This window comes from Angelakisella massiliensis (assembly GCF_900104675.1).
GTDB classification, from domain to species: domain Bacteria; phylum Bacillota; class Clostridia; order Oscillospirales; family Ruminococcaceae; genus Angelakisella; species Angelakisella massiliensis.
Map to the genome: position 1 here is coordinate 1,937,324 of NZ_LT629945.1, position 18,426 is coordinate 1,955,749.

Consider the following 18,426-nt stretch of genomic DNA (forward strand, 5'->3'; position numbering starts at 1 on the left):
TTTCTCAGACGAGCCGGGACCGTCCCTTTGTTTTTTTGGAAAGATGGGAAATGGAACCTCTCTTAGCGGAGAATCATTTTCACTGGATCATCCATGATGATGGATCAGACCCAAAGCTTTGGATACCTCCATCACCACCAGAGGAACCAGGGAAAGCCCCAATGCCGCCAGGTAGAGGCCGCCGGAGAGGGTAACCAGCTCAAAGAAAACAGACAAAGGAGTAAAGACCACCAGCGCCATCAGCCCCAGGGAAACGGCGGCAGCCAAATTGAGGTTTTTATTGGTGAAGGGACCGATTTTGAACAGCGAGTGATGGGAACGCATATTGTAGGCCTGCACCACCTGAGAGACCGCCAATACGATAAAGGCCATGGTCTGTCCGCCAGCCTCCAGCCCGGTAGAACGAAGCCCCAGCTGGTAAGCGATCAAGGTAAGGAGAGCGAACATACAGCCCTGAAGGAGAATGCGGATGCCCAGACCATGGGCAAACAGCCCTTCGTCCTTAGGCTTGGGGGGACGCTCCATAATGTCCTTTTCCACCGGCTCCATTCCCAAAGCCACGGCAGGCAGACTGTCAGTGACCAGATTGATCCACAGCAGCTGCATGGAAAGCAGGGGCGTATGCCGCCACAGGATCATGGCGAAGAATACCGTCAATACCTCGCCGATATTGGTGCCCAGCAGGAATCCAACCACTTTTTTGATGTTGTCGTAGATGCCGCGGCCTTCCTTGACAGCCTCTACGATGGTGGCGAAGTTATCGTCGGTAAGGGTCATATCCGCGGCGCCCTTGGCCACATCAGTACCGGTGATGCCCATGGCGCAGCCGATATCGGCCGCTTTGAGGGCGGGAGCGTCGTTGACGCCGTCACCGGTCATGGATACCACCTGACCCTGCTGCTGCCAAGCTTTGACGATGCGGATTTTATCCTCAGGAGAAACCCGGGCATAAACAGAGATGTTCCGCACCCGGTCATTGAGCTGTTGGTCGCTCATGGCGCTCAATTCCTGTCCAGTAATGGCCTCATCTCCCGGCTGGAGGATCCCCAGATCCCGGGCAATGGCCGAAGCGGTCACCACATGGTCGCCGGTGATCATCACAGGCTTGATGCCCGCTTTGCGGCAGACGGCCACAGCATCTCTGGCTTCCGGACGGGGCGGGTCGATCATGCCCAGCAGCCCCAGGAAGGTCAGACCGTTTTCCAGCTCCTCCGTGGTGGGATCAGAGGGGACATGGTCCAGCTCTTTATAGGCAAGGGCCAGTACCCGAAGCGCCTGGCGGCTCATGGAATCATTGGTTTCCGAAGCCTTTTTCAGGTCTCCCGCCACACATCTGGGAGCGATGCTGTCAAAAGCGCCCTTGACGATGGCAATGAGTTTGCCGTCCACCTCATTGATGGTGGTCATCCGCTTCCGGTCGGAATCAAAGGGCAGCTCGCCCAGACGGGGGGACTGGCGGTTCAGCTCCTCCTTGGGCATCCCCGCCTTATAAGCCGCCAGTACAATGGCGGTTTCGGTGGGGTCGCCGATGTGCTGTTCCTTGCCATCCTGGAAGGTGACGGAACCATCGCAGCACAGGGTTCCAAGGCGGAGAAGACGCCGTACACGGTCACTTTCGTCCCCGGCATCCACCGGGCCGTCGGAACCGTCTGCATACACCTTGACCAGTGTCATGCGGTTTTGGGTCAGGGTACCGGTTTTATCGGAGCAGATGATGGAGGCGCTGCCCAAAGTTTCCACAGCGGGCAGGCGGCGGATGATGGCATTGCGCTTGACCATCCGCTGAACGCCGATAGACAGTACAATGGTGACGATGGCGGGAAGCCCCTCAGGAATGGCGGACACCGCCAAGGAAACGGAGGTCATAAAGATTTCCATTACCGGGATATCATCCAGTACCCCTACAACAAAGATAACGCCGCAGGCGGCCAGTGCCACAATTCCCAGATACTTTCCCAGCTGAGCCAGTTTCTGCTGGAGAGGAGTTTGGGTGTCGGCCTCATTGTTGAGCAGTCCGGCGATTTTGCCCATTTCCGTGTTCATACCGGTGGCGGTGACCACGGCAGCGGCACGGCCATAGGTGACGCTGCAGCCGGAGTAGACCATATTCAGCCGGTCGCCGATAGGCGCTTCCTCAGGCACCTGTGCGCCGGCGTCTTTTTCCGCCGGTACCGATTCACCAGTAAGGGCGGATTCCTCCACCTTCAGCGAGGAGCTGTGCAGCAGCCGGGCGTCGGCAGGCACAAAATCTCCGGCTTCCAGCAGGATCAGGTCCCCGGGCACCAGCTGGTCGGCGTCTATGATTTTTTCTTCGCCGTCCCGGATCACACGGGCGTGGGGAGCGGATAGCCCCTGGAGGGCTTCCAGCGCTTTCTCTGCTTTGCTTTCCTGAAAAACGCCCATAATGGCGTTGAGGACCACGATGAGCAGAATCAGCACCGGTTCAAAAAATTCGGATGATTCTCCGCTGGTGAAGGCGGTGATAAAGGAAATCACGGCGGCTCCCAGCAGGATCAGGATCATCACATCCTTGAACTGGTCCAGAAAGCGCTGAAAGGTGGTCTTTTTCTTCTTTTCCTGCAAGCGGTTTAATCCATACTGGTTCTGCAGGGATGAAATCTGCTGGAGACGCAGGCCCTTTTGGGAGTCTGTGGAAAGCTCATTTAAAAGCTGTTCCAAAGGTTCGTTGTGTGTTTTCAAGCAATGCTCTCCTTTCGGTCAACGGTAGTTTGCCGGGTCCTTTCCGCTTTATTGTTGCCGGAGCGGCAGCAGGTGATTCTTTGATCTTTGCGGGGGAAGGGAAAGTTTTCCGGCGCTTTGTTTGATGAAACCATATCACGCTCCCCAAAGCTTCACAACAATGGGTCAAGGCGGTTTTGAGAAAATAGCTTTGTATTGCTTTTGTTTTCTCCTGTTTGCTCAGTTATACATTTGCAGACCGGCAGGGCGCTTTCAGTAAGAAAGCCTGTCTTCCGCCAATCACTAAAAAGAGAAAAACAACCCGCTCATCCCTTAAAAAGACAAAAAAAGATGATTCCATCTGGTATCATCGGATTGCCGGAAAAATCAGGAGGAAACAAGACGGAGTGTGTAAAAGCTTTTGTTTTTACGAAGATCAGAGGGATTTTGAGGGGGACGGCTCCGCATTCCTGACGCCAGCCAGCGGATTAGCGGAAAAAGAAAACGTCCCGCTATTGTGACAAAAACATGAGCAGGATGGAAATTTATTGTGGACAGCCTTTCCAATCTCAGGGGTTGATGGTATACTGAAAACGAGAAAAGTGGGCGGAAGGATCAGACTTTTTGTCCCATGACGTACCACTGTGCTATAAAAGCATGGTGAAAAAGAAAAAAGGAGCGATGCTCATGAACAGACTGCTGAACCGATGGCAGCTGCGGTTTGGCCGCTATGCCATCCATAATCTGATGATGTATGTATGCAGCACAATGCTGGCGGTATATTTCCTTCAATACATGCTTTATATCCCTGTAATATCCTGGCTGGATCTGAGCCGGAACGCCCTGCTTCATGGAGGGGTATGGCGTCTGATCACATTTATTTTTATTCCGCCCAACAACAGTCCATTCTGGCTGCTGTTCAGCCTTTATTTCTATTACTTCATCGGCAATTCTCTGGAGGGGGCCTGGGGTTCCTTCCGGTTTAACATCTATTACCTTTTTGGAATGCTTTTTGCCATAGCCGCCGCGCTTATTACAGGATATGGCAGCAATCAGTGGCTTAATTTGTCCCTTTTCCTGGCTTTTGCGCAGCTGTTTCCGGATTCGGAGTTTTTGATCTTTTTCGTCCTGCCTGTAAAAGCAAAATATTTGGCTTATGTAGACTGGGTCCTGTTCGCCCTGGGATTTTTGTTCGGCGGATGGTCCAACCGCATCACCATCCTTTTTGCCGTAGCCAACTTCCTGCTGTTTTTTGGAAAGGACTTTATTGATTCCATCCGCAACTATTTCCGGTATCGTGATACCAGAAGAAACTTCCGGAAGAATATGCGGGGACGGGGAGGAAATCCCTGGTAAGGAGGTCGCGGAATGGACCGCAGCAAAATTTATGAGGTGTACGGCAGCGATCCCGGGGTGATGACCCGGGCGCTGTTGGAGGCTGTCCGACCGGAGCAGGAAATTCCGCCTGGAGGACTGGTGGTTCTCAAGCCCAATTTGGCGGTTTCCAAGCCGGCTGAATCCGGTGCCACAACACATCCCGGCATTGTGGGGGAAACCATCCGTTATCTGAGGGAAAAGGGCGTCGACCGCATGGTGATTCTGGAGAGCTCCTGGATCGGAGATCAAACCAGGGAAGCGTTCCGGGTGTGCGGTTATGAAACAGTGGCACAATTTTATGGGGTGCCGCTGGTGGATGTAAAAAAGGATGCCTATGAAACAAAAACGGTAAACGGCATTTCGATACAAATTTCCAGAACAGCTCTGGAGGCGGATTATCTGATCAATTTTCCCGTTCTCAAGGGGCATTGCCAAACGAAGATAACCTGTGCCCTTAAGAATATGAAGGGCTGCATTTCCGACCGTTCCAAACGGGAGTTTCATTCCCTGGGACTTCACCGGCCCATTGCCGCTCTCAATAAGGCTCTTCCCTGCCATCTGACGGTGGTGGACGGCCTGTGCGGAGATTTGGATTTTGAGGAGGGAGGAACGCCGGTGGCCGCAAACCGGATGTACTGCGGTTGGGATCCGGTTTTGCTGGATGCTTACGGCGCCAGTCTGCTGGGCTATCAGCCCCAGGAGATTCCTTACATATCCATGGCGGCGGAGTTGGGATGCGGCTGCTGCGATCTTGAGCAAATGTCGCTGATGGAGCTTAACCACAGTGAACAGGGAAGTGCCGCTGTTTCCAGCCGTCGGGTTCGCCGTTTGGAGCGTCTTGTCCATGCATCTTCCGCCTGTTCCGCTTGTTATGCGGCGCTGATTCATGCGCTGGCCCGTCTGGAGGATAAGGAACTGCTGGGACGCTTGGGGGAGCAGCTGTATATTGGGCAGGACTACCGGGGAAAAGCATTGGATCAGGTAGGCATTGGCAGCTGCTGCGGAAATTTTACCCGCTGTGTAGCAGGTTGTCCTCCCAAGGCGTCAGATATTGTGGAGGCTTTGGAGGAGGAGCTGGAATAGCCCTGGTCCATTGTTAAGACGGGGGATTTTCCCGCAAACTATTTTGGTAAACGGATAAAACATCAGATCATGGTGCTGAAAACCGGATGTTTTGCTTTTAATGAGGCAAAATGTCCGGCTTTTTGTTTATGCGGAAAAAAGGAAGGTGATATTGGTCGTGATTGCATCATAGAGAAGGAAATTTGCTGTGCTGTTTTACAGCAGGTTCCTTAGATAAAAAGCGTGGACACTTTTGAGACAGAGAAATTTGGTGTTTCATAAAAGGCAGAAGAATGTGACAAAAAGATGGAATATGGATGATGACAGCTATCTTTTAATCGGTAGATCTGATATAATATAAGCTAAGTTCAGGCATTTTCCAAGCGGCACCAACAGCGGATGAAAGGCGATCCTGTACATCTTTGCGGGAAACTTTCATCTGTTTTCATTTGCCAATAGGTCACAGCAGACGATTTTTTCAGACCATCCATGGAAGCAAATTTTTTCGGAAATAAAGAGAGGAAATACCTCTCAAAAAGTTTGCAGCCTTAGGAGTGGGGAAAAGCGGAAGATACGAATATATTTTTGTTGTTTCGTCGCTTCCGGAAACGTACTGAAAACCCTTTGGCGAAAAAGTTGGGCTATACAGCCGCAGGGTGTTGCTGACGCTGACAATGGCTGTACAGGTGTTTTTTACGGGTTATGTGCAGGTGCTTTTCAGTGCCCGAGAAGCCTTCATCGGGCTCGCCCATAGGATATTCTCTGTCTCCAGACCAGCACAATGGCAGAAATGAAAAATATCTGGATACTGGGGCAGCTGTTATAACGGCGGGCCATTATACTGTCGATAGTCCAGTAGATTGGATGTGGTGCTGGTGACCAGACAGGCAGTATTTCTCTGAAAATGATAGTCAGGAGACTGAACCTTACCTCATAAAGCAGTCAAAACCAGAAAAAAGAAAGGATGAATATCATGATCAATAATGTAGTGGAAAAATTCCTCCGGTATGCAGCAGTGGATACCCAATCGGTATCGGATATGGAAACAAATCCCAGCAGTGAAAAGCAATTTGACCTGGCAAATCAGCTTGCGGAGGAACTGCGGCAGATGGGCGCCAAAGATGTCCGGGTGGACAAACATTGTTATGTTTATGCGTCCATTCCCGCCAATACACAGGGACGTGCAGTACTGGGCTTTATCGCCCATATGGATACAGTTCCCGGGGTCAGCGGCGCACATGTGACCCCGCGGATCGTCCGGAATTATGACGGCGGAGACATCCTGCTCAATGAAGAGAGACAGATTTTTCTTTCTCCCAAAGATTTTGACAGCCTGGAACAGTATGTGGGGCAGGACCTGATTGTAACTGACGGTACCACTCTGTTGGGGGCTGATGACAAGGCCGGCGTGGCGGAGATCATGACCATGGCGGAAACGCTGCTGACCCACCCGGAGATCCCTCATGGAGAGATCCGCATTGCCTTTACTCCTGATGAGGAAGTGGGCTGTGGCGTGAATAACTTTGATATAGCTGGTTTTGGGGCGGATTATGCTTATACAGTGGATGGAGGCCGCTTGGGCGAACTGGAGTATGAAAACTTCAATGCCGCCGGCGCTAAGATCCGGGTGCACGGCAAAAGCGTCCATACCGGTTCCGCCAAGGGCAAAATGAAAAACGCCCTTCTCATCGCCATGGAATTTCATCAGATGCTGCCGGTGTTTGAAAATCCCATCTGCACCTCCGGCTACGAGGGATTCTTCCATCTGGACGGGATGTCGGGAGATGTCGAGCTGGCACGGATGGAGTATATTATCCGGGATCATGACCAGGAGAAATTCCAGCAGAAGAAGGAGCGGATGACCGCCATCTGCGATTATCTCAACCAAAAATATGGTCCTGGTACGGTGGAGCTGGAACTTCGGGACAGCTACTATAATATGAAAGAGAAAGTTTTGCCTCACTTCCATCTGATTGATAACGCGAAAGCCGCCATGGAGGCAGTAGGCGTGACACCCATTGTTTCCCCCATCCGGGGAGGCACGGACGGCTGCCGGTTGTCCTATATGGGGCTGCCCTGTCCCAATCTGTGCACCGGCGGAGAAAACTTCCATGGGCGGTATGAGTATATTTCCATTCAGTCCATGGAGAAGGTAGTAGAGCTTCTGGTGGAACTGGTGAAACGGTATGCCTGCTGATGACAGGCAAAAAATGCAGCGGCTATAAAAGGGAAACAGAAAAACAGCGGGTATCCTCACAGGGAGAGGATACCCGCTGTTTTTCAGAAAGAAATTTGCGGTACAGTCATTGGACAAAAAAGCTTCAGCTATACCAGGCTGGGAACAGCGAGGGGATGAAACGGGGATACAGGAAAAAGGAAAATGGAGTGCTTTGGGGATATGAAAACGATTTATAAAACCGAAATCACAGGCTTGTAGATGACGCTGCTGAAAATGAACCGCCCCAAGAACTGGTAAGACTGCCGATGCGGGCGGAACAGATGATACAAGGGCTGATGACGGGAGGACTCGCCAATCCAACAGGGGAGATGGACTTCAGGAAGCGGGATGATTCTGATCAGCGGATTGAGGAGGCTGATTTTGTCGTCCCTTTTGCTCCACCAGGCGATTGTGAAGGGCGATTCCAGCCAGACCAATCACGCCTGTAACGATGAAAACGCCGATCATTAACGGAATATTGCCGGAAGCAAGAGAAGCGCCGGCCAGGGTAGAGCTGACCACAGAAGGAATCCGCGCCAGTGTGGAGAGCAGCAGAAATTCCCATAAAGAAATGCGGGTCAGGGCACAGACGTAAACCAGAGCATCCTTAGGGGTGCCGGGGATGAAGTATAACAGAAAAATCAGGGTCCGCAATTTCTGCTCATTGTGGAGAAAGTCGTATTTAGCCAATTTGGGTCCGATGCTGCTGCGCAGTACCCGCTCCCTGCCGTGGCGCCGCACAGTGAGAAAGATGGCGGTAGTACCGGTTACCACTCCCGCCAGACACAGCAGCAGACCACCTGCGGTGCCGTAGAGAGCACCTGCCGCCAGTTCCATGGGTTCCCCAGGAAGAAAGGCCACGATCACCTGGAGTACCTGAAGGCAGAAAAGCCCCACAACGCCCCATGGACCTGCCCGCTCCACCCAGTCGGCCAAGCGCAGGCGAAATTCCGGCTGGAGCAGGAGGCGGGTCAGCGGGATGGCGCCGATGGTCATTACCACTGTCGCCAAGACCAGCAGCGGCAGATAAATTTTTTTGTGTTTCCATTTCATGTGATCAGATCCTTTTGATAACGGCGTGCCATTGGGCTGAGAGTTTGAACAGACTTCCATAAGTCCGATAAAGAGGACCTGCAAGGGGAGGTTTTTTGTCAAATCGGGTCCGTCAGGCAGGAGAGAAGAACCATCTCAGTCAGCAAAATGGCGGAGAAGGGATTTTTATGAGAAAGGGCTGTATTTTTCCCCGAATTTCGTGTAAAATGGGATTCAGTAAGGCGTCCGCCAGGGTGGATCAGAGAATTTTGCTGTGGGATTTCAGGTTGACAGATGCTCGCAGACGTTTACGGGATAATTTCCCGGTTCTTTTATGAAGTGATACCCCCAAACGGCCGATGCCGCAGTTATGACAGGAGGGTTCGGGAGGATGGAATATCGGGCTTTTACGGAAGGGGTCCGTCCCGGAAGCGTTACCACCAGCCATGAGATCATTATTCTGCTTTGCTATATCATTGGAAAAGCAGGGCAGCCTGTAACGGTGGATGAATTGAACCTGGCCCTTCAACAGGAGGCTTTGGTCAATTATTTTGAGCTGATGAGCGCTTGGGAATACCTGCTTCGTTCCGATCATCTCCGCCAGGAGGGGAGCGGCTATGTCCTTTCGCCTCTGGGCGAACAGACAGCCGCCGCTTTTGAAGGCCAGCTGCCGGTTTCCGTCAAGGAGCGGGCTACACGAGCCCTGACCCAGGTGATCCAGCAGCTGCGCCGGCAGCGGGAAAATCAGGTTCAGATCGAGAAAACCTCCGATGGTTATCAAATCACCATGACCATCACCGATATCGGTACAGATCTGCTTTCGCTGCGGATGTTTATGCCGGGACGGGAGGAATGTGAAGCCATTCGCCGCCGCTTTTTGGAAGACCCGGCCGCTGTCTATCGGGGGGTATTCACCCTTTTGACCGGGGATAAGCTGGAAAATGGAGAAACCAAAGACAAAGAATAAAGAGGACCTTTTGCTATGACCAAAACCATTATGATTCTGATGCTCACTGTTTACTCCCAGGCAAAGCTTGCTATCATCGTTTTGTCTTATTATTATGGAACCATGCGCTTGCCCACAGCAACAGTGATATTATCAGCGCTGTGTTCCCTGTTTTGCCTGGCCATTGCCTGGTTCTGCTATAACCGGAAGGTGGGAGGGGCGACACTGCGGCTGGCGTTCCTCACCTGTGCTGTGACAGCGGCAATCAATATGCTTGTGGTTCTGTTTGCCCAGGTAGGTAGTCTGAGCAATTGGGAGCTGGTAGTGACAGGGACGTTGTTTGATCCCATCTTTTTCCTGGGTTCCTGTACCATTCCCATCCGGGACAGCGCCGGCCGCAAGGGTTTGACGCCATTCGCCAGAGCGGCCGATCACACAAACGCCCCTGAAAAGTTTCCCACAGATAAAACGACAACAAAAGACTGAATCTTTCATCAAAAGGAGATTTTGGAATGAAACAAATCGCAAGCTTCTGTATTGATCACGATATCCTCATGCCGGGGATGTATGTCTCCCGGGTGGATGGAGATGTCATTACCTATGACATCCGCATGGTGCGCCCCAATTGCGGTGTTTACCTGGAGAATGGGGCAATGCATACGGTGGAGCATCTGTTTGCCACCTATGTCCGCAATTCCCCTGAAACAGACGCCATTGTTTATGTGGGACCTATGGGCTGCCGTACCGGTTTTTATTTTCTCACCCGGGACAGCATCAGCCGTCAGCGGGCGCTGGATCTGGTGCGGGAAACCATGGATTTCATTGCCGGTTATGAGGGAGCGATTCCAGGGGCACAGTGTTCCGCCGAATGCGGCAATTATCTGGAGCATGATCTGCCCGGGGCCCGCAAGATCGCTGAGAATATGAAGCAGGTGCTCAAAAACTGGCGGGTGGAGGATATGATTTATCCTGTCAAAAAATAAAATGTTTGAAAAGGACTTTCGGCTTGGTTATGCAGGGCCGAAGGTCTTTTTTTAAACTTTTGCCGCCAGGCTCTTCTTCAAAAAGGTAAAAAAGGGACAGACCCTGACACTCAGACGGGCCTGTCCCGAAAATTTTATCCGTTTTGCTTTTGGCAGATGCGGTCCGCGACATACAGGCCGTTGGCGGATGCCTGGGAGAGGGAACGGGTGAATCCGGCTCCGTCCCCAATGGCATAGAAGCCGGGATGCCCCCGAAGCTCAAAGTCATCACAGTCGGGGCGGGCGGAATAATATTTACATTCGATACCGTAAAGCAGTGTATCATAGTTGGCGGTACCAGGCGCGATCTTATCCAGCTGATAAAGGGTCTCCACGATATTGTCCAGCTGCCGCTTGGGAATGCAGAGGCTCAGGTCGCCGGGAACGGCGTTGAGCGTGGGGCGGGTGTTGGACTGGCGCAGGCGCTTTTCATCGGTGCGCCGCCCGTTCATCAGGTCTCCCAGCCGCTGTACCATGACGCCGCCGCCGCTGATGAGGTTGGCCAGGCTGGCCACATGGCGGGCGTATTCGATGGGCTCCCGGAAGGGCTGCGTAAAGCGGATGGTGGAGAGCAGGGCGAAGTTGGAGTTCTGGGTTTTGCGGGCGGGATCGCGGTAAGAATGTCCGTTGACAGTGAGAACGCCGTCGGTATTTTCGGTCACCACGCTGCCCCGCTCATTGAAGCAGAACATCCGGGTGGTATCGCCGTAGCCCTTGCTGCGGTAAATGATCTTGGGCTCATAGATTTTTTTGGAAAAATCCTCCCACACCATGGCGGGCAGCTCCACCCGAACGCCAATATCCACCTGATTGTTGCTCATGGGGATATGGTTGCGGTGGCACCAGGAGGTGAACAGATTGCTTCCGGCCCGGCCCACAGCAAAAATGATCTGTCCCGCTGTGGTATGGAGCAGTTCACCGCCGGAGATCATGGTCACTTCCCGGGTGTTGATGTCTACATCCGTCACCTGTGTGCGGGGAACGATATGGCAGCGGGTGGAAAGATCCTGCACCATCTTGACCATAGTGGCAAAGTTGGAATCGGTACCCAGATGCTTCAGCTGAGCCTGGAGCATATGCAGGTCATATTGCAGGCACAGTTTTTTCAGGTCGTTGTTGGGCATATACCGCTCGGTGGTAGCACCGTAGGAGACCAGGATCCTGTCCGCCTGCTCGATATAATCCAAAACCACTTCCGGCTCCAGGAAGCTGGTCAGCCAGCCGCCGTATTCGGTTGAGATGACATATTTTCCGTCGGAGAATGCTCCGGCGCCGCCCAGTCCTTCCATAATGGCGCAGGACTTGCAGCGGATGCAGTGATCGGTCTGTTTGGTAACAATGGGGCACTTCCGGTTTTCCAGGGAATTTCCCTGTTCCACCAGACAAACCTTCAGCTGAGGCGCTTTTTCGGTCAAGCGGTGCGCAGCCATCAAACCGCCGATACCGCCGCCTACGATGAGCACATCATAATACTTTTTGAGCTGTTCCATCTATTCAACACATCCTCTGGGGTATTACAAAACCCCCTTGTATTTTTCGTTTTTAATGAGACAGGCCACAATTCCGGCAATCTTCCTGCTGCAAGAAGCCCGGAAGCCGGGAAGCTCCCCACCCCGCTGCGTCATTGCCGTCAATGATCCTTAATGATCCTTTCAGATCAGGCAAATAAGGAGAATAAGGGGAGGTGGCACAATATATTTTACATCCGTCCGATGTTCCGTCCCATCAGCCGCTCCACGCCCCAAACTTTCTCCCGATATTCCGCCAGGGCCTTTTCATAAACGCTCAGGGTGTGCTGCGCCAGATCCCGCGCGCCGCTGTTGCGGATGGAAGCAATGACAGATTCCTTGAACTGCCGCAGAATCTCCGGGTCCATGGTTTTGATCTGCCGCAGCTTATCGGCCATTTCTTCGGCATTGTTGAAGTTATAGCCGTTGCGGCCATCCTGTACCTGATCGGCGTTGAGAGGATCGGTCCGCTGCAATACCGGAAGGCCGGCACACATTCCTTCCAGCATGGAAATGGAATTGGTGTCGGAGAGAGATGCGGTGACGTACACATCACAAAGAGCATAGTAGGGAGGGAGCTGCTCATGGGGAACTTTTCCGGCGAATGTGACCAGCTCTGTCAGCCCCAGGCGCTGAGCCTGTTGCTCCAGTTCCTCCCGAACAGGACCGTCACCGATAATCAGCAGATGGATGTTGTCCTCCGGCCGGACAGCCTGAGCCCAATAGTCAAGCAGCACATCCACGCTTTTTTCCCGGCCCAGCCGCCCTACAAAGCAGGCTACCATGGCATCGGAACGGATGTGATGCTGCTGACGAAGGAGCAGCTTTTGTTCCTCTGTAATATCCTTCACCGAAAATTGGTCCACTTCCACGGCGTTGGGGATGACATTGACCCCCTTGCGCAGCCCGGTTTTGCGGAAATATTCCTCACACTTCTGAGAGGGACCGGTTACTTCCTCCGCCTGCTTGGCGAAAAAGCGCATATACCGGTGGGAGAGACGAGTGGTGGGTTTGGCCAAAACCTTTGGGGCAACATAATAGATGTAATCATCATACATGGTGTGCAGGGTGTAAATCAGCGGTACCCCCAGCAGTTTGGCACACAGCACCCCGGAAAAACCGATGCCGAATTCATTGTGGATATGAATGATATCAGGGTCAAACTTCTGAACCATTTTCAGACGGGTGCGGCTGATGGGCAGCGCCACACTGTAGCCGTAAAATTTACGGGAGGTGTGGGCGGGACAATGGAGAACACCATCCGCTACATAGTGGTGGGAAGTATTGGCGTCAGCAGTAACTACCAGCACTTCATGGCCCAGCTGTTCCAGACCTTCCTTGAGGATTTTTACATGGGTCACCACGCCGTTGATATGGGGCAGGTAGGTTTCGGTAAAAAGAGCGATTCGCATGATACACCTCGTCTAACTAACGCGCCGTGTGGACGGCAGCCGCCGAGTGCGGCGCCATTCCGGAAAATAAAAACGCAAACTGTAATAGATGGGATGACACAGTTATTATACCATAGCTTTTGGCCTCTCACAACCGCTGGGGGAAAAAGACTGAGGAAAACGGTAAAATTTTGCTCCTGTTTGGTCAAAGCGGGAAAAAGATTTGAAACCATGGTAAAACTACGGTATAATGGTTGCAAGATCATTGATGGGGATGATGGCGGATGCCGTCCCACTTTCCCGGCGGGGTTTTGCAATGGGGCAAAAGCTGATGGCGTCAGGAAGAAAAGGCAGCTTTTACCGGGTAAAGCCCTGGGAAAATATCCCCGTCTTACTGTAAAAACGATGGTATGAGCATCTATTCTCCAAAAAACTGGGATTTATCAAGAAAAAGGCAGGGATCAGGACCATGAGTATGCAGCAGTTTACAGTCCCTCTGAGCAAGCTGATCGGCAAGCTGAACATCGGTGTGGTATATATGCCTGAGGAAAGCGGTGAAATCCTTATTTCCAGCGCCGATATCAACCGGCCGGGTCTTCAGCTGGTAGGCTTTTTTGAGTATTTTGACAATAAACGCATTCAGCTGATGGGCAAGAGCGAAATGACCTTCCTCAGCCAGCAGAGCCCGGAGGTACAGGAGCAGGCGCTGGAGAAGTTTTTCGCGGCTACACCGGTGGCGGTCATCATCAGCCGGAACTTTTCGCCTACCGAGCTGATGCTGGAGAAGGCCAAAAAGTATAAGGTACCGGTGCTGGTGACCCCGGAGGCTACCTCCAACTTCGCTTCCGCCCTCAATGCCATGCTGAATATTGAGCTGGCCCCCAGAGTTACCCGCCATGGCGTTTTGGTGGAGGTATACGGCGAAGGTGTGCTGCTGCTGGGTGACAGCGGCGTTGGCAAGAGCGAGACCGCCATTGAGCTGGTCAAGCGTGGACACCGCCTCATCGCTGACGACGCGGTGGAGATCCGCCGGGTATCCAGCAAAACCCTGGTAGGTTCTTCCCCGGAGAATATCCGCCATTTTCTGGAGCTTCGCGGCATCGGCATCATCAATGTCCGCCGCATCTTCGGTATCGGTTCGGTCAAGGTGACGGAAAATATTGATATGCTGATCAATCTGGAGATCTGGAATCAGTCCAAAGTATATGACCGGATGGGGATGGAAAATGAGTTCACCGATATTTTGGGTATTTCGGTGCCTTCTCTGACCATTCCGGTCAAGCCCGGCCGGAACCTGGCCATCATCATCGAGGTGGCGGCTATGAACAACCGTCAGAAAAAGATGGGCTATAACGCGGCCCATGAGCTGCTGGAGCGCCTTGGAATGGGGGACGATATCCCTGCCGGCAGTCCTCAGAAGAAGGCGGATCAGTTCGATTTCTTTTAACAGAGAAACAGACGGCGGACGCAGAGGGAAGCCGTTATGCCTTTTCCCGCGGTTTTGCGCTGCAAGGCGGAAAGCCGCGGGAACTTCTCGCATAGGATAGAACGGCGCTGTTTCGGCGGCGCGACTTGGAAAGGAAACGGAATTTTATGAATATTTGCGGCGATACCCATACACATACGCTGATTTGTCAGCACGCCTTCAGCACCCTGCTGGAAAACGTGGCCCAGGCAAAGCGCCTGGGACATCGCTTTTTGGCGGCAACAGAACATGGCCCGGCTATGGATGCCGCGCCGATCATTTGGTACCATATGAATCTTCCCCGCTTTGTGCCGCAGGTGCTGGATGGCGTTGTGGTGCTCAGGGGATGCGAGGCCAATGTGCTGCCGGATGGAACACTGGACCTTCCGGAAAGTGTTCTGGAACATCTGGATTGGGTCATTGCCTCCATGCATGGGGGAATTGTGCCGGAAGGGCTGACACAGGAGGAGTATACCAACATTTGGCTGAAGGTGGTGGAGAATCCCTATGTGGACTGTATCGGCCATCTGGGGCAGGAAAAGTTCAAACCTGATTACCCCACTGTGATCCGGGCCTTCCGGGATCACAACAAAGTGGTGGAAATCAATGCTTCTTCCCATATTGTGCGCCAGGGCTGCGAGGAAAACTGCCGCCAGATCGTCCGCTTGTGCAAGGAATACAAGGTGCCGCTGGTGCTTTCCTCTGACGCTCATTTTGCTGCCGCTATCGGGCAGGTGGATTGGTGTATCCGCCTGGTTGAGGAGGAAGGTTATCCGGAAGATTTGGTCCTCAACGGAGATTATGAGCGGTTCCGTCAGGGAGTGAAAAAACTCCGGGGTGTGGAGCTGCCGGAGTGATTGTTCCGGCTATGTAAGGCCGAAAAAGGAAGATCAAAATTACATAAGGAGGAATGAGCGATGCTGTGTTATCCAAAGTCCATTACCGTGTGTGAAGTCTCTACCAGGGACGGCTTTCAGAGCCTGCCTTTTGAGATCGAAACTGAGGACAAACTGGAGCTGCTGGAGCAGATTGCGGATGCGGGAATCCGGGAAATTGAAGTAGGCTCCTTTGTGCCCGGCGCGTCTGAGGATCAGTGGAAGATGAGCAAAACGCCGGAGGTGTTCCGCCGGATGGCACGGCGTCAGGGCGTGGTATATCGCGCGTTGCTCCAGACCCCCGAGGGTGCCCGACAGGCCATTGACAGCGGCTGCCGCAAGTTCAAGATCAACATTTCCGGCAGCGAAAAGCATTATCAGCTGATGACCGGCAAGAGTATCGCCGAAGGGGTCAAAGGCTTTGAGGAAATCGGCAGGCTGGCGGCGGATAACGGTGTGGCGCTGCTGGGGTCCATCTCTCTGGCCTTCCTCTCCCCCTATGACGGACAGGTGCCTCTGGAACGACTGAGCATGATTATTGAAAGCTTCCTCAACTGCGGCGCGGAGGAAATCTCCCTCAACGATACGGCGGGGATGGCCACCCCTGCCATGGTTTATGAATACTTTGAACAGATGCAGCAGCGGTTCCCGCAGGTGAAGGCATGGGCATTCCATCCCCACAACACCAGAGGAATGGGTCTTGCCAATACTTTGGCGGCCCTGCAGGCGGGGATTCAGAAGGTGGACGCTTCCCTGGCGGGAATCGGCGGATGCAGCGTATTCAAGAATGCCAGCGGCAACATTTCCACCGAGGATCTGGTATATTTGTTGGACGGCATGGGAATTGAAACCGGCGTCCGGATGGAGCCCCTGCTTCGGGCGGGGCAAACGGTGGAAAAACTGGTAGGCGGACGCAACTGTGACAGCTATCTGCAGCGGCTGGAGAAGCTGAAAAAGTCCGGCCAGGAGATTGAATGAGAGAAAGGCGGAGACGGCTTGAAGAATAAAGGTTTTTCCTGTTTGGCAGAGGCGTTGAAAACGGCGGAGATTCCTTTTATGGAGGATGAGCCCATGGCCCTTCACACCACTTTCCGCGTGGGAGGGGAAGCACCGGTTTTTATTGAGCCCCGGAGTGAAGAGGAAGCAGTGGCTGCCGCGAAATACTGCCGACAGTATGAAAAGCCGGTCTTTTACCTGGGCAGAGGTTCCAACCTTTTGGTGTCGGATGATCCGCTGCCCCTGGCTGTACTCCATTTGGGTAAATCCTATAACCGCCTGTGCCTCACCGCACCAGGGGAGATCACAGCCCAAAGCGGCGCGCTGCTGACAGACCTGTGCCGGATGGCCCGGGATGAAGGGCTGTCAGGGCTGGAGTTTGCTTATGGCATCCCTGGTTCGGTGGGGGGCGGTGTATATATGAACGCCGGCGCCTACGGGGGAGAGCTGAAAGATGTAGTGACCACCGTCCGGTATCTGGACGAGGAAGGAAACCTCCGGCAAGCGTCTGGAGAAGAGCTGGCTTTTTCTTACCGGCACAGTATGTTTTCCGGCCGCCAATGCTTGATTCTCTCGGCGGTTTTCCGCCTCCATCCCGGGAAAAAGGAGGAAATCTCCGCCCGGATGGAGGATTATATGGAGCGCCGCCGGTCCAAGCAGCCACTGGAATACGGCAGCGCCGGCAGCACCTTCAAGCGGCCTGAGGGGGCCTATGCCTCCGCCCTTATCGACCAGTGCGGATTAAAGGGATATACTGTCGGCTGTGCTCGGGTCAGTGAGAAGCATGCCGGTTTTGTCATCAACCGGGGCGGGGCTACCTGCGCTCAGATCAAGGCCGTTATGGCCCATGTGACCAAAACAGTGAAGGAGCAGACCGGATTCCAGCTGGAGCCGGAAGTGCGATTTTTACCCTGATCCAGAACCTATGACAGGAGCGCGAGGCTATGTCTTATACATCCCAAGCCAAAAATGAAATTCTTTCGGACCGCCACCTCCGCAGCCGCTTCCGCAATCAGCTGGCTTTCGGCCTGATTTGCTTTGGGCAGCAGTACAGTCAGGAAGGAGTACAGCTGAGCACCATGGAGAGCGGAGCCGCCCGGCTGTATGCCTCCATGATTCCCAAGCTGATCCCCCTGGAGGGGACCATCACCACAGTGGAAACGGATAATGCTGGCCATATCGCCTATAATGTGCGGCTGGATCAGGTGGGGGACCGGCGAAATCTGCTGAATTATTTTGCCATGCTTTACCCGGAGGGGGTCACCTACGATTTGCTGGGAGGCGATGAAGGAACAGCGGCCTTTGTTTGCGGCGCTTTTTTGGCCTGCGGCGGTTTATCGGACCTTAACCGGGATTACCACCTGGAATTTGCCCTTCCCCGGGAGGAGCTGGAACCTGTACTGACAGGGATTCTCAGCGAGGTGGGATTTATTCCCCGCCAAACCAAACGGCGGGGACTGCCGGTAGTATATTTTCACGACAGTGAGCAGATGGAGGACCTGCTTACTTTTATGCACTGCTCCAAGATGTCTCTGGAACTGATGGGTATCAAGGTACTCAAGGAGCGGCGCAATGCCGCTAACCGGGCGTTTAACTGCGACAGTGCCAACATTGACAAGGTGGTGGGAGCGGCTTCGGCGCAGATTGCGGATATCCGCCGCCTCACAAAGGAGCAAGGGCTGGAAGCGCTGCCGGACGAGCTGCGGGAGACGGCACGGCTGCGTCTGGAAATGCCGGAGGCATCTCTTCGGGAGCTGGCGGAAGCGCTGGGACTGTCCAGGTCCGGGGTCAACCATCGTCTCAAACGTCTCAGCCAGTTGGCTGGGAAAGAACAGGATCAATAATGCCGACAGTA

15 protein-coding genes are annotated in these 18,426 nt (G+C 53.4%); 11 read left to right on the forward strand and 4 right to left on the reverse strand.

Going from position 1 to position 18,426, the window contains the following annotated elements:
* Positions 1 to 87 precede the first annotated feature (87 nt).
* Positions 88 to 2,700, reverse strand: a complete 2,613-nt coding sequence (locus BQ5383_RS14540) for a calcium-translocating P-type ATPase, PMCA-type (RefSeq protein ID WP_071433120.1) — start codon at positions 2,698 to 2,700, stop codon at positions 88 to 90.
* A gap of 666 nt (positions 2,701 to 3,366) precedes the next feature.
* Between BQ5383_RS14540 and BQ5383_RS14545 the strand changes: the two genes are divergently transcribed.
* From BQ5383_RS14545 to pepT, 3 genes are all read left to right on the forward strand, one after another.
* Positions 3,367 to 4,035 carry a rhomboid family protein gene (locus tag BQ5383_RS14545; protein WP_071433122.1) on the forward strand — a complete coding sequence of 223 codons (669 nt, stop codon included), beginning with the start codon at positions 3,367 to 3,369 and terminating at the stop codon, positions 4,033 to 4,035.
* A 12-nt stretch (positions 4,036 to 4,047) separates the two neighbouring features.
* Positions 4,048 to 5,139 carry a DUF362 domain-containing protein gene (locus BQ5383_RS14550; RefSeq protein ID WP_071433124.1) on the forward strand — a complete coding sequence of 364 codons (1,092 nt, stop codon included), beginning with the start codon at positions 4,048 to 4,050 and terminating at the stop codon, positions 5,137 to 5,139.
* A gap of 952 nt (positions 5,140 to 6,091) precedes the next feature.
* Entirely contained in the window at positions 6,092 to 7,315 is a 1,224-nt protein-coding gene (gene pepT, locus BQ5383_RS14555) for a peptidase T (protein ID WP_071433126.1), read from the forward strand.
* Between the two features lie 357 nt (positions 7,316 to 7,672).
* On the opposite strand, the gene BQ5383_RS14565 is transcribed toward pepT, so the two are convergent.
* Entirely contained in the window at positions 7,673 to 8,389 is a 717-nt protein-coding gene (locus BQ5383_RS14565) for a TVP38/TMEM64 family protein (RefSeq protein ID WP_071433130.1), read from the reverse strand.
* 370 nt (positions 8,390 to 8,759) lie between these two features.
* Here BQ5383_RS14565 and BQ5383_RS14570 point away from each other — a divergent pair, with 370 nt between their 5' ends.
* The 3 genes from BQ5383_RS14570 to BQ5383_RS14580 are packed head-to-tail and all read left to right on the forward strand — an operon-like array spanning position 8,760 to position 10,297.
* Positions 8,760 to 9,335: a DUF4364 family protein gene (locus tag BQ5383_RS14570; RefSeq protein ID WP_071433132.1), complete on the forward strand. Its 576-nt coding sequence runs from the start codon at positions 8,760 to 8,762 to the stop codon at positions 9,333 to 9,335.
* Positions 9,336 to 9,350: 15 nt separating this feature from the next.
* Positions 9,351 to 9,800, forward strand: a complete 450-nt coding sequence (locus tag BQ5383_RS14575) for a hypothetical protein (protein WP_071433134.1) — start codon at positions 9,351 to 9,353, stop codon at positions 9,798 to 9,800.
* A 26-nt stretch (positions 9,801 to 9,826) separates the two neighbouring features.
* On the forward strand, positions 9,827 to 10,297 hold the full coding sequence (locus BQ5383_RS14580) for an S-ribosylhomocysteine lyase (RefSeq protein ID WP_071433136.1): 471 nt from the start codon (positions 9,827 to 9,829) through the stop codon (positions 10,295 to 10,297).
* A gap of 134 nt (positions 10,298 to 10,431) precedes the next feature.
* Here the strand turns inward: BQ5383_RS14580 and BQ5383_RS14585 are convergent, their stop codons facing one another.
* Together BQ5383_RS14585 and BQ5383_RS14590 are read right to left on the reverse strand one after the other, a co-directional pair.
* Positions 10,432 to 11,826 carry an NAD(P)/FAD-dependent oxidoreductase gene (locus BQ5383_RS14585; protein ID WP_071433138.1) on the reverse strand — a complete coding sequence of 465 codons (1,395 nt, stop codon included), beginning with the start codon at positions 11,824 to 11,826 and terminating at the stop codon, positions 10,432 to 10,434.
* Between the two features lie 209 nt (positions 11,827 to 12,035).
* Positions 12,036 to 13,256, reverse strand: a complete 1,221-nt coding sequence (locus tag BQ5383_RS14590) for a glycosyltransferase (RefSeq protein WP_071433140.1) — start codon at positions 13,254 to 13,256, stop codon at positions 12,036 to 12,038.
* 454 nt (positions 13,257 to 13,710) lie between these two features.
* Between BQ5383_RS14590 and hprK the strand changes: the two genes are divergently transcribed.
* From hprK to whiA, 5 genes are all read left to right on the forward strand, one after another.
* A complete protein-coding gene (hprK, locus tag BQ5383_RS14595; protein ID WP_420835668.1) occupies positions 13,711 to 14,682 on the forward strand; it encodes an HPr(Ser) kinase/phosphatase in 972 nt (323 codons plus the stop codon).
* Between the two features lie 146 nt (positions 14,683 to 14,828).
* Positions 14,829 to 15,557, forward strand: a complete 729-nt coding sequence (locus tag BQ5383_RS14600) for a phosphatase (protein ID WP_071433144.1) — start codon at positions 14,829 to 14,831, stop codon at positions 15,555 to 15,557.
* A 60-nt stretch (positions 15,558 to 15,617) separates the two neighbouring features.
* Positions 15,618 to 16,553, forward strand: a complete 936-nt coding sequence (locus BQ5383_RS14605; RefSeq protein ID WP_071433145.1) for a hydroxymethylglutaryl-CoA lyase — start codon at positions 15,618 to 15,620, stop codon at positions 16,551 to 16,553.
* Between the two features lie 18 nt (positions 16,554 to 16,571).
* Complete coding sequence (gene murB, locus BQ5383_RS14610; RefSeq protein WP_076944490.1) at positions 16,572 to 17,486, forward strand: UDP-N-acetylmuramate dehydrogenase; 915 nt, start codon at positions 16,572 to 16,574, stop codon at positions 17,484 to 17,486.
* A gap of 29 nt (positions 17,487 to 17,515) precedes the next feature.
* Positions 17,516 to 18,415, forward strand: a complete 900-nt coding sequence (whiA, locus tag BQ5383_RS14615) for a DNA-binding protein WhiA (RefSeq protein WP_071433147.1) — start codon at positions 17,516 to 17,518, stop codon at positions 18,413 to 18,415.
* The last annotated feature ends 11 nt before the right edge of the window (positions 18,416 to 18,426 follow it).

Coding starts and splice junctions, on each gene's coding strand:
- BQ5383_RS14545 (WP_071433122.1), top strand. CDS start 3,367: ATGAACAGACTGCTGAACCGATGGCAGCTGCGGTTTGGCCGCTATGCC.
- BQ5383_RS14550 (WP_071433124.1), top strand. CDS start 4,048: ATGGACCGCAGCAAAATTTATGAGGTGTACGGCAGCGATCCCGGGGTG.
- pepT (WP_071433126.1), top strand. CDS start 6,092: ATGATCAATAATGTAGTGGAAAAATTCCTCCGGTATGCAGCAGTGGAT.
- BQ5383_RS14565 (WP_071433130.1), bottom strand. CDS start 8,389: ATGAAATGGAAACACAAAAAAATTTATCTGCCGCTGCTGGTCTTGGCG.
- BQ5383_RS14570 (WP_071433132.1), top strand. CDS start 8,760: ATGGAATATCGGGCTTTTACGGAAGGGGTCCGTCCCGGAAGCGTTACC.
- BQ5383_RS14575 (WP_071433134.1), top strand. CDS start 9,351: ATGACCAAAACCATTATGATTCTGATGCTCACTGTTTACTCCCAGGCA.
- BQ5383_RS14580 (WP_071433136.1), top strand. CDS start 9,827: ATGAAACAAATCGCAAGCTTCTGTATTGATCACGATATCCTCATGCCG.
- BQ5383_RS14585 (WP_071433138.1), bottom strand. CDS start 11,826: ATGGAACAGCTCAAAAAGTATTATGATGTGCTCATCGTAGGCGGCGGT.
- BQ5383_RS14590 (WP_071433140.1), bottom strand. CDS start 13,256: ATGCGAATCGCTCTTTTTACCGAAACCTACCTGCCCCATATCAACGGC.
- hprK (WP_420835668.1), top strand. CDS start 13,711: ATGCAGCAGTTTACAGTCCCTCTGAGCAAGCTGATCGGCAAGCTGAAC.
- BQ5383_RS14600 (WP_071433144.1), top strand. CDS start 14,829: ATGAATATTTGCGGCGATACCCATACACATACGCTGATTTGTCAGCAC.
- BQ5383_RS14605 (WP_071433145.1), top strand. CDS start 15,618: ATGCTGTGTTATCCAAAGTCCATTACCGTGTGTGAAGTCTCTACCAGG.
- whiA (WP_071433147.1), top strand. CDS start 17,516: ATGTCTTATACATCCCAAGCCAAAAATGAAATTCTTTCGGACCGCCAC.